Genomic DNA, 10731 nt, shown 5'->3' on the forward strand with positions numbered 1-10731 from the left:
GCGGGTGTCAGCAGCCGTCAGACGGCGAGGATCTGCCAGTCCTGGTTGTCGCCGCCGGTGGTGGGCCACTGGACGACATGGGCGCCGTCGGCGGTGGAGGCGTCCTTGACGTCGGCGCACCACCCGCTGCGGACGTTGACGAGCCGGTAGTAGCCGCTGGTCGTGGAGGGGACGAGCTGCCACCCCTGGTTGTCGCCGCCGTTGCCGGTCCACTGGTCGAGGTTCGCGCCCTGGGTGGAGCTGCCGGGGCTCTCGAGGACCTTGCCGCTCTTGACGTTGGACAGCCGGTAGGACCCGTCCGCGTTGGGCACCAGCTTCCACTGCTGGTTGGTGCCGCCGGTCCAGGGCCACTGGATGACACTGGCGCCGTCGGCGGTGGAGGCGTCGCTGACGTCCATCACCTTGCCGCTCCTGCGGTTGACCAGTTTGAAGGTGCCCAGGTCCGCGCCGAAGGGCCGGTCGTAGACCTCCAGGCTGCGGATGGACGCCCACACACCGTCCGGTAGCCCGGTGACCGTGACGCGTATGTACCGTGCCTGGGTGCGGAACTGGGAGACCTGGACCTGGCTGGTGCTGGTCGTGGTGGTGAGGTCGGCCAACGTGGTCCAGGCGGCGTTGTCGGTGGAACCCTCGATCCTGTACCGGTAGTTGGTCTTGTCCAGCTCCCAGGCGATCCGGGTGCCGGTCAGTGAGCGGGTCGAGCCGAGGTCGACCTTCAACCAGTGGCCGGTGCTGCCGTCGTTGGCGCACCAGCGGGTGGCGGTGGCCCCGTCGATCGCCTTGGCCGCGGTGTTGCCCTTGGAGCTCTCCTCGCTGTCGGCGGTCGCGGTCCGGCCGGGGGCGATGTCGGCCGGCTGCACGCTCCGGTCGAGGACGACGCCGATGACGCTGTCCTGGGGGTGGGTGGTGCGGTCGATGCCGTTGATCGTGACCCGGCCGTCGGCGCTGACGCTGGAGGAGAGGCTGCCGCCGGACCGTACGTCGAACACCCGGGTGACCTGCGCGTCGCCGATCGGCGGGGTGGTGAAGGTGGTTCCGCTGTAGCCGGGCAGCAGGTGGACGTAGAAGGTGTTGTCCTTGTACGTGAAGCCGTACTGGCCGTCCACCGGGTTCCACGGGCCGCCGCGGGTGCCGTAGACGGACTGGCCGCAGGCGGTCATGAAGGTGCCGATCTGCCGCAGCAGGCCGGCCTGGGCGTCGGAGACGGTGCCGTGCCGGTCCGGGCCGACGTTGACCATCACGGTCATGTTCCGCACCCAGCAGTTGACCAGGATGTTCATGGCGGTGCCGTAGCTCATGACAGGGGAGTTGGAGAAGCCCCACGTGCCACCGACGCTGAAGACCTTCTCGACCAGCCTGCCCGTGCGGATCTCCCCGCTCGGCACCCCCGGGCCCTCGTCGCTGTCGTAGTCGCCCTTCCAGCCGGAGCGCGAGGTGGCGACGATGTCGGGCTGGTGCTTGCGGACCATGCCCATCAGGCCCAGCGGCTTGCCACTGGCGTCCGTCTCGCCGTACGCGGCGTCCACCGGCCACTGGTTGGCGGTGTCGCGGAACTGGCCGGGCTCCCAGAAGAACGCGCCGGCCGCGTCGGTGCCCTGCTCCGCGACCCAGCCGCCGTCCCACCACAGGTCGTCGATCACGCCGTACTGGGTGACCAGCTCCTTGACCGACTCGTACACCTCGGTCTTCATGATCCGCGCGTTCTCCTTGTGCGCGGGATCGGTGGTGTAACCCCAGGGGTTCGTCGCGCAGTTGGTGCCGGTCACGTCGTAGTAGCCGGGGTAGCGCCAGTCGATCGGCGAGTAGTACAGGCCCACCCTCAGACCGGCCGCCCGCACCGCCGCGACATAGTCCTTGACGAAGTCACGGCTGAGCGGCGCCTGCCCGGAGTTCCAGCTGTTGGGGTGGTTCAGCGGCCACAGCGCGAAGCCGTCGTGGTGGCGGGTGGTCAGCGTCGTGTACCTCGCCCCGAAGTCCTTCGCCAACTGGGCCCAGGCCGCCGGGTTGTAGGCATCGGCGGTGAACTGCTCGCTGGTCGCGTCGGTGACGAACTTCTGATAGTTCGCCGGGGTGACCGCGGCGTTGTGCATGTACCACTCGCCCTTGGCCGGGCCCGCGTACACGCCCCAGTGGATGAACATCCCCAGCTTGGCGTCCATCAGCCACTGGATCTTGGAGTCCGGCTGCTGCTCGAGGCCCAGGTCGGTCTGCGGGATCCGCAGCGGCGGGAGCGGCAGCGGGTCGGCGGTCGTCGCGGCGTACGCGGGCGTCGTCATGGCGACGGAGCCGACCGTGGCGGCAACCGTCATGGCCGCCACGCCGACGAGAACCGATCTGCGCGGGATGGATTCCGGCACCGTAACTCCTTCTGTTCGACGTTGAACGATGGTGTTGAGGTTGTCGGCGCGTGTCGCCCGGCGGCGCTCGATCGGGCCACCCGCCGGGCGGGCCCGGTCGCCGGCCGGGCCCGCTGCTGTCAGTCGGTCAGGACAGGGTCCAGCTCTCGCTGGCGGCGCTCGCACTGCCGCCGGTCTCCTGGTCCACCGCCGCTCCCTGCGTGGTCGAGCCGCCGGTGCCCAGGGTCAGGCCACTGGCGACGTTGACCAGCGCGTACTTGCCGCCGGTGAGGTCCAGCGCCCACTGCTGGTTGCCGCCGCCGTTGCAGGTCCACTGCTGCAACTGCACGCCGCTGGTGGTCGAGTAGCCGGGAACGTCCAGGCACAGTCCGCTGTTGACGCTGGTCAGGGTGAAGACGTTGTCCGCCACCCTGGTGAGCGTCCACTTCTGGTTGGCACCGCCGGTCGACGGCCATTGGATGACCCCGCCCCCGTTGGAGGTGGAGGCGCCGGACACGTCCAGCCGCATCGAACTGGCCGCGTTGGTCAGGGTGTAGGTGCCGGCGGAGGGGATTCCGCTGCCGGCCGACCAGGTGCCCGCTGACGTGTCGAGGGACCAGCTGGGGTACTGACCGAGGTTCACCGTCGTCCCCCTGATGGTCAGCGGGAGCCAGATCAGCTGGGAGTTGCCCAGGTCGCCGGTGTTCCAGCGGTCACCCGCGTAGATGTACGAAGTGCCCGAGGAGCCCTGGACGGTGATGATGTTGGCCGTCTGGCTGTCGTACGTGCTGCTGCCGGGGGCGGCCAGGTCCTTCCAGGACGACCACGGTCCGCTCGGGGACGTGGCGGTGGCGTAGACGTTGTCGTTGTTGTACCAGCCCGACAGGTGCGACCCGAACAGGTAGTAGGTGCCGCCGATCTTCACCATGGCCGGGGCCTCGATGCTGCCGCCGCCCAGGAGCGCGATCGCACTGTCCACCGAGAGGTAGTCGGCGGAGAGTTTGTCGACCCGCAGGCCGCCGCTGTTGCGGTCCTCGGTCAGCAGGTAGCCGGTGCCGTCGGTGTCCTGGAACAGACCCAGGTCACGGCTGACGTTGCCCAGCGGCCGGAAGCTGCCCCGGTAGGAGTACGGGCCGCAGGGGGTGCTGCTGGTGGCAACGCCGGCCCTCGCGTCGGAGTAGTCGGCGCTGTCGATGTGCACGTACATCACGTACAGGCCGGTCGACGCGTTGTACATGACCTTCGGCCGCTCAACGATCCGGTTCGGCCCCAGGTCGCCGCTGCTCTGCTTGGCCAGCGCCACACCCTGGTAGGTCCAGCTGCCGAGGTCGTTGGAGGTGTAGCAGGGGATGTCCTGGAACGAGGTGTTCGACTGGGTCTCGCCGGTCTTGTCCTCGCCGAAGCCGTACCAGGTGCTCCCGACCTTGACGATGCCCAACCCGTGCAACTGGAGCGTGTGGCCGTTCTGGTCGGTGCGGGTGGCTCCCAGGGTGAACGTCACGGTGGCCGCCTGGGCCTGGGCGACGGGCAGCAGCACCGCCGCGAAGGCCCCGAGCAGGGCGAGAAGCCCGGCTAGTGCGGTTCGCCACCGGCTGACCGGTCGGCCGTCGCGTGAAGGACTGCGGAACAAGGGTTTCACCTCTCCTTTGAGGACGTGTTCAGCGATGCTCGTCGGCCAGCCCGCGTCGGAAGCTGGTGGATTCTGTCAAGGAGGCTCTCCTTGCTGTCCCCGGATCGGGTGGCCGGAGCTGCGGGTCGAGCCTGAAGACGGGCATGCCGGACGGGTCACCGCTGTGGCGATCCACGTGCGGAGCCGCACGGCGGTTCATCGACAGCGTCCATGACATGGGATGGATTAAGGCGCATAGGTCGGGTGCTTGTCTAGAGGTTTGGCAGCTTCTGACGACTTATCGCCCGCAGGAGCGGCGATCCGGCCGACCCGATGGTGATGGACATCGGATGTCTTGCTACCCCTGAGTGCCCCTGCGTTCCCTGCGCGTCGACCTGGATCAGCGTCGCCCGCATCGAGCCGGCGGACGGCTATTCCTGTCCGAAGCGTTGACGCGACCGCGCGAACTGCCTACCGTCCTGCAACGGAGCCCCACATATTTCAACAATTCACAACCCCGGCGTGGGAAGGAGCCGCAACCTCGTGGGGTCGGGCGGGCCCGGGACGACGACGACCGAGAAGCACGCGGTGGACCGTCCCGAAGCGCTGGAGTGAAGCCCCTCGGCCCGTCGAACGCCCGGGCATCGGCCGCTCAGTCCGTGGCGGTGTCCGAGCCCGCCGGCAGGAGGCGGTGGAAGTCGCCCTGACCGCTGTTGCGGTGGCCTGCCATCAGCCGCAGCGCTTCGTCGACGTTCCCCGCCTCGAGCGCGGCGAGGATCTCGCCGTGCTCGTGGACGATCTCGTCCGCACGGACCCGGTCGCCGTCAGCGGCGGTCCGCCGGTAGGCGAGTGCGCGGTGTGGTTCCAGTGCCTCCCACAGCTGCCGGACGAAGCGCAGCAGCCACTGGTTGTCGCAGCGGTCGAGCAGTGCGAAGTGGAAGGCCTTGTTCGCCATGATCGCGGCATGGGCATCGGCGTCGTCGGTTGCCTGCGCCTGCGCTTCGAGCGCCTCCCGCATGGCGGCGAGGTCTTCGGGCCGCACCTTGGCCACGGCCCTCGTCTCGGCCTCGGTCTCCAGCAGCTCCCTCAGGCGGAAGATGTCATCGACGCTCGAAGGTCGCAGCTCGGCGACGGTGTAGCCACGCTGGGCCTGGTAGTCGACGATGCCCTCGCCCGCGAGGGTCTTCAGGGCCTCGCGAACGGGGATGACGCTCAGACCGAGCTGCTCCGCGGCGGCGCTCTGGCGGATGGGGGCGCCGGGGGGCAGGTCGCCGCGGATGATCGCGTCGCGCAGTTCCGCGAGCGCGACGGCCTCGGCGGTACGCGGAAGAGAAGTGCGTCTGAGAGCCACCCGCTCACCCTACCCGGCGACAGGTGCGAACATAGATGTTATAAATTCGAATGTAGCTCTATTTCGCCGCCCGCCGACCCAGGAGTCGCACCATGTCCGAGTCCCCGTCCTCGCCCCCACAAGGGAGAGAACCCACTGCCCCGCAGGAGCCCACCGGCCGGCTGGCCACCTGGCTGAGCGGTGCCGGCACCCAGGAGATCCCCCCGCGAGTCCGCGCACGGGCCGCGCATCTGGTCCTCGACGGCATCGGCTGCGCGCTCATCGGCGCGCAGCTGCCGTGGTCGCGCACCGCGGTCGAGGCGGTCCTGGCGATGGAGGGAGCCGGCGATGCGCCACTGATCGGCTGGGGCCGCACCACCAGCGCTCCGGCCGCGGCCGTCCTCAACGGCACGTTCATCCAGGGCTTCGAACTCGACGACTACTTCCCGTCGGCGCCGCTGCACAGCGCCTCCCTCGTCCTGCCGGCGCTCCTGTCGACCGTCGCGCAGATCGGGCCGGTCTCCGGGAAACGCTTCCTGCAAGCAGCGATCGCCGGTTTCGAGGTCGGCCCTCGGGTGGGCCTGGCCCTCAACGGGCCCGAGATGCTGGTCCGCGGCTGGCACTCCGGCTCCGTCTTCGGCACCCACGCGGCGGCCGCCGCCGCGGGTGTGCTGCGGGGCTTGGACGCGGCCACGTTCGAGGACGCGCTCGGCCTGGCCGCCACGCAGTCCGCGGGGCTGATGGCCGCCCAGTACGAGGCGATGTCCAAGCGGATGCACCACGGCTTCGCCGCTCGCAACGGCTGCTACGCCGCCGGTCTCGCCGCCGCCGGATACACCGGCATCAAGCGGGTCTTCGAGCGCCCGTTCGGCGGGTTCCTGTCCACCTTCGGTGAGGGCCACGACCCGGACGCCTCCCGGATCGTGGACGGACTGGGCGAGCGGTGGAACACCGAGGCCATCACCATCAAGATCCACGCCGCGATGGGCGGGCTGCATCCGGCCATCGATGCCACCCGCCTGCTGGCCGACGAGCACTCCTTCACCGCCGAGGACGTCGTGGCCATCCGGATCCAGGTGCCCGCCGCCGTCCACCACCACGGCTGGTGGCAGCCGGAGCGGCCGCTGACGACGATCGGCGCGCAGATGAACATCGCCTACGCCGTCGCCGTCGCCGTGCTGGACGGAACGGTGGGCCCGGCACAGTTCACCGACGAGCGGATCGACGCGGACGACGTGTGGGCGCTGATCGCCCGCACCACGGTCGAGCAGGTCGACCTCCAGCAGGACCCCTCCTGGGACCAGCCCGGCTACAACACCCGCGTCACCTTCCGGCTCCACGACGGACGGAACGTCACCCACGCACTCAACCAGCCGCACGGCGGCCCGGACGACCCGCTGACCGACGACGAGATCGTCGCCAAGTTCCGCGGCCTGTCCGCCCACGTCATCGACCAGGACCGGGCGCAGCAGATCGAACGGCGCGTCCTCGCCCTGGATTCCGAGCGCGACCTGGGCCCGCTCATCGACCTGCTCGCCGCCCCCGTCCGCGGCGCACTGGACTGACCCCGAAACCGAGGCAACCATGACCACCACCCTCACCCCGGGCGCGCGGCTGCGCCGGCTGCTGGCCGACGACGGCCTGATCACCGCTCCCGGCGTCTACGACGGGCTCGGCGCCCAGCTGGTCGCGCGCTGCGGCTTCACCGCCGCCTACCTGACCGGCGCCGGCGTGGCCGTCGCCGGGTTCGGCCTGCCCGACATCGGGCTGCTCACCGCCACCGAGATGACCGAGCGGGCCGGCGTCGTCGCCGAGTGCCTCGGGGAGGTCCCGCTGATCGCGGACGCCGACACCGGGTACGGCGAGCCCATGAACGTGGTCCGCACCGTGCGCGCCTACGAGCGGGCCGGAGTGGCCGCGATCCAGCTGGAGGACCAGGCGTTCCCGAAGAAGTGCGGCCACCTGCCGGACAAGGAACTGGTCACGGCCGACGAGTTCGAGGCCAAACTCCGCGCCGCCCTGGACGCGCGCACCGACCCGGACACGGTGATCGTCGCCCGCACCGACGCGCGCGGTCCGCTGGGGATCGACGCGGCGATCGACCGGGCCAACCGCTACGCTGCGGCCGGCGCCGACGTCATCTTCGTCGAGGCCCCGCAGAGCCCGGCGGAGATCGAGCGGATCGCCACCCAGGTCGACGCACCCCTGTTGATCAACATGGTGCAGGGCGGCCTCACCCCCGACACCGCCGCCGACAGGCTGGCCGCACTGGGGTTCCGCATCGCGATCCACCCCGGGGCGCTGCTGGGACCGGCCGTGCTGGCCGGCCTCGAATCCCTCCAGCGCCTCGGCGGCACCGTGCCGACCGACCTCACCCCCGGCCCCCAGGGCCTGTTCGAGCTGGTCGGGCTGCGCGAGTGGTCCGCCATCGGCGACCGCCACCGCCCCACCGCACCGACCCCGGCCTGACCTGCCGACCGGACCCGGCCTCGCGACCCGACCCATCCGACCGGCTGAACGCCGGCCCCGAACGATGAAGGTGGAATGCCCGATGGGCATGACCATGATTGAGAAGATCCTGGCCCGCAAGGCCGGCCGGGAACAGGTGACAACCGGTCAGACCGTCGTCTGTGACGTCGACCTGACCGTGATGATCGACTTGCAGTTCGCCACCATGTGGGTGCCGCCGCTGCGGATCAACGACCCCGAGAAGGTCGCCGTCATCATGGACCACGCGGTCCCCGCCCCCTCGGTGGGCGACGCCCTCGGCGGCACCCACGCCCGCGCGTTCGCTCGCGACTTCGCCATCACGAAGTTCTACGACGTCGGCCGGCACGGCATCTGCCACCAGGTCATCGCCGAGAACGGCCTGGCCCGTCCCGGCGAGATCCTCGCCTGCACCGACTCCCACACCTGCGCCGCCGGCGCGTACAACACCGCCGCCCGTGGCCTCGGCCCCGCCGAGGTCTACTCGATCCTGTGCACCGGCCGGACCTGGTTCCAGGTCGCCCCCACCCTGCGCTACGAGTTCACCGGCACCAAGCCCGCCGCCGTCTCCGGCAAGGACATCTTCCTGCACATCGCCGGGACCTGGGGCGACGCCACCAACCACAACCTGGAGTTCGGCGGAGCCGGCCTCGCCTCCATCCCGATGAACGACCGGCGCACCATCGCCACCCAGGGCGCCGAGATATCCGCCGACTACTCGACCTTCCCCATCGACGGCCTTGCCCGGGACTTCCTCGCCGAACGCGGCGCCACGCCCGACTCCTACCGGCCGGCCGACCCCGACCCGGACGCCGCCTACGCCGCCGTGCGCACCGTCGACCTGTCCGCGCTGGAGCCGTACGTCGCGCGGCCCGGCACCGTGAGCAACAACTCCTTCCCGGTGTCCGCGATCGAAAGGCGACCGGTGAATCAGTGCTTCATCGGCTCCTGTGCCAACGGGCAGTTGGAGGACATCGCGATCGCCGCCGCCACCGTCAGGGGCCGCACGGTCGCCCCGGGCGTGCGGCTGCTGGTCACCCCCGCCTCGCAGGCCGTGTACCGGGAGGCGATGCGCGCAGGCTACCTGCAGGACCTGGCCGACGCCGGCGCGGTGGTCACCAACTCCACCTGTGGCGCCTGCTTCGGCTACCACATGGGCCTGCTCGCCCCCGGCGAGGTCTGCCTGACCTCGTCCACCCGCAACTTCACCGGCCGCATGGGCAGCCCCGAGGCGGAGATCTACATGGCCTCCCCGGCCACCGTCGCCGCCTCCGCCCTGACCGGCTACGTCACCGACCCGCGAGGAGAGCTGAACTGATGGACACGCAGATCTCTGGCCGCGTCTGGGTGGTGGGCGACTCGGTCACCACCGACGCCATGTACCCGGCCTTCGCCATGAAGCTGTCGATCCCCGAGGCGGCCAGGCACATCTTCTACGAGCTGCGCCCCGGCTGGGCGGACCGGGTCGACAAGGGCGACATCGTGATCGCCGGCCGCAACTTCGGCCTCGGCTCCTCCCGGCCCGTCGCCGCGCTCTTCCGCGAACTCGGCATCGCCGCGGTGGTCGCCGAGGAGTTCAACTCCCTGTTCCTGCGCAACTGCATCAACCACGGCCTGCCCGCCCTCACCGTTGCGGGCGTGCACACCGCGTTCACCGACGGCGACGGCGCCGCCCTCGACTTCGCCGAAGGCTGGATCGAGAACACCACCACCGGCGTGCGCCTGACCGGCGGCGCCCTGCCGCCGCTGGTCCTGGACATCCTCGCCGCCGGCGGCATCCTCCCCAAGCTCGCCCGCGAAGGCTACGTCCCCCTCCCCAGGGCCTCCCATGTCTGATCAACTCGCTCCCGGGATCATCCGCATCCCCACCACCCGCCGCGACAACGCCTTCCTCGTCGACGCCGAGGACGGCCTCACCCTGGTCGACGTCGGCTGGGCCGACGCACCCCGCGCCATCCTCGGGACCCTCGCCGAACTGGGCCGCAAACCGTCCGACATCAAGCGCGTCGTGATCACGCACGCCCACCCCGACCACGTCCAAGGCGCCTACGACCTACGGGAGCTGACCGGGGCACCGTTCCTCATCCACGAGGCCGAACGCACCTGGCTGGAGAACGGCCGGGTGCCCGGCGCCGGGCGTTCCGGCGCCGCCGGACGGCTCCTCGACCGTCTGCCCAAACTGCACTGGCGCCCGCTCTCGGCCGACCAGTGCCTCGTTGACGGCGACCTCGTGGAGGCCAGCGGTCTGCGCGTCATCCATACCCCCGGCCACTCCCCCGGCCACATCGTCCTGCTGCACGAACCCAGCAGCACGCTGCTGACCGGCGATGCCGTGTTCCACCGCGGCGAACTCGGCCTGGGCCCCGCCGCGCTCGCGGCCGACCCCGCTCTGCGGACCGGCAGCCTGGCCCGAATTCCGCGTGATCTCAAGGCCGTCGGCTTCGCCCACGGCGCCGCCCTCACCGGTCGTGGCATCGACGACTTCCACCAGTGGCTCGACGCGCTGGAGGCCCACCGACCGTGAACCGGACGCCCGGGCACGCGAGGCGCTGGAGCGGCTGAGCCGGGGTGAGCACCTTTCGCCGAAGACGCGAAGCCCCGCCGAGTGCTCGGCGGGGCTTCTGCTGGCCTGAAGGCGTGTCAGTCGCCGATGAACCACAGGTACCGGTGCGGCGCGCCGAGGGAGAACACGCACAGCTCCCGGAGTTCGGAGAGGAATTCCGAAATACCCTCCGCCTCCCCCGAGTACCGCGCGATCTCCTCGATGATGCGCTTCACCTGGAGGTGGTTGAACACCGTGTCACCATACGGATCGATGGAACTCAGCATGGGATAGGCAGCCACGCTGACGCCGTCGAGGACCGGATTGAAATCCGGGTCGATGACCAGGCGCCTCAGCCTCTCTCCGTTGGCCCGGCGCACCTCAGCCTTGATCACTACGAAAGTCTCCTTTCCCGACTTCCCGAGGT

The 10731-nt window shown here is 70.2% G+C and carries 9 protein-coding genes; 5 read left to right on the forward strand and 4 right to left on the reverse strand.

Annotated elements, in window-relative coordinates; translation table 11 throughout:
- Positions 1-17: 17 nt before the first annotated feature.
- From BR98_RS13505 to BR98_RS13515, 3 genes are all read right to left on the reverse strand, one after another.
- Positions 18-2357, reverse strand: coding sequence for an alpha-L-fucosidase (locus tag BR98_RS13505; RefSeq protein WP_035844686.1), 2340 nt, complete (start codon positions 2355-2357; stop codon positions 18-20).
- A 127-nt stretch (positions 2358-2484) separates the two neighbouring features.
- A complete protein-coding gene (locus tag BR98_RS13510) occupies positions 2485-3966 on the reverse strand; it encodes an RICIN domain-containing protein (RefSeq protein ID WP_035844688.1) in 1482 nt (493 codons plus the stop codon).
- A gap of 631 nt (positions 3967-4597) precedes the next feature.
- Positions 4598-5296 (reverse strand): GntR family transcriptional regulator, encoded by a 699-nt coding sequence (locus tag BR98_RS13515; RefSeq protein WP_051969733.1) that lies wholly within the window; start codon positions 5294-5296, stop codon positions 4598-4600.
- A gap of 92 nt (positions 5297-5388) precedes the next feature.
- On the opposite strand from BR98_RS13515, the gene BR98_RS13520 reads away from it, so the two are divergent.
- From BR98_RS13520 to BR98_RS13540, 5 genes are all read left to right on the forward strand, one after another.
- Positions 5389-6840: an MmgE/PrpD family protein gene (locus tag BR98_RS13520; RefSeq protein ID WP_035844690.1), complete on the forward strand. Its 1452-nt coding sequence runs from the start codon at positions 5389-5391 to the stop codon at positions 6838-6840.
- Positions 6841-6859: 19 nt separating this feature from the next.
- A complete protein-coding gene (locus BR98_RS13525; protein WP_035844696.1) occupies positions 6860-7744 on the forward strand; it encodes an isocitrate lyase/PEP mutase family protein in 885 nt (294 codons plus the stop codon).
- Between the two features lie 88 nt (positions 7745-7832).
- Positions 7833-9080 carry a 3-isopropylmalate dehydratase large subunit gene (locus BR98_RS13530; RefSeq protein ID WP_232247405.1) on the forward strand — a complete coding sequence of 416 codons (1248 nt, stop codon included), beginning with the start codon at positions 7833-7835 and terminating at the stop codon, positions 9078-9080.
- Positions 9080-9598 carry a LeuD/DmdB family oxidoreductase small subunit gene (locus BR98_RS13535; RefSeq protein WP_035844700.1) on the forward strand — a complete coding sequence of 173 codons (519 nt, stop codon included), beginning with the start codon at positions 9080-9082 and terminating at the stop codon, positions 9596-9598. The genes BR98_RS13530 and BR98_RS13535 overlap by 1 nt, the downstream gene beginning before the upstream one ends.
- The gene (locus BR98_RS13540; RefSeq protein ID WP_051969734.1) at positions 9591-10286 is read left to right on the forward strand and encodes an MBL fold metallo-hydrolase; all 696 of its coding nucleotides are present in this window, start codon (positions 9591-9593) and stop codon (positions 10284-10286) included. The genes BR98_RS13535 and BR98_RS13540 overlap by 8 nt, the downstream gene beginning before the upstream one ends.
- A 116-nt stretch (positions 10287-10402) precedes the next feature.
- Here BR98_RS13540 and BR98_RS37900 read toward each other — a convergent pair whose 3' ends face one another.
- Positions 10403-10699, reverse strand: a complete 297-nt coding sequence (locus BR98_RS37900; RefSeq protein ID WP_051969735.1) for a hypothetical protein — start codon at positions 10697-10699, stop codon at positions 10403-10405.
- Positions 10700-10731: the final 32 nt, after the last annotated feature.

The sequence above is a fragment of the Kitasatospora azatica KCTC 9699 genome (assembly GCF_000744785.1).
In the GTDB taxonomy this organism is placed as follows: Bacteria; Actinomycetota; Actinomycetes; order Streptomycetales; family Streptomycetaceae; genus Kitasatospora; species Kitasatospora azatica.

Coding starts and splice junctions, on each gene's coding strand:
- BR98_RS13520 (WP_035844690.1), top strand. CDS start 5,389: ATGTCCGAGTCCCCGTCCTCGCCCCCACAAGGGAGAGAACCCACTGCC.
- BR98_RS13525 (WP_035844696.1), top strand. CDS start 6,860: ATGACCACCACCCTCACCCCGGGCGCGCGGCTGCGCCGGCTGCTGGCC.
- BR98_RS13530 (WP_232247405.1), top strand. CDS start 7,833: ATGACCATGATTGAGAAGATCCTGGCCCGCAAGGCCGGCCGGGAACAG.
- BR98_RS13535 (WP_035844700.1), top strand. CDS start 9,080: ATGGACACGCAGATCTCTGGCCGCGTCTGGGTGGTGGGCGACTCGGTC.
- BR98_RS13540 (WP_051969734.1), top strand. CDS start 9,591: ATGTCTGATCAACTCGCTCCCGGGATCATCCGCATCCCCACCACCCGC.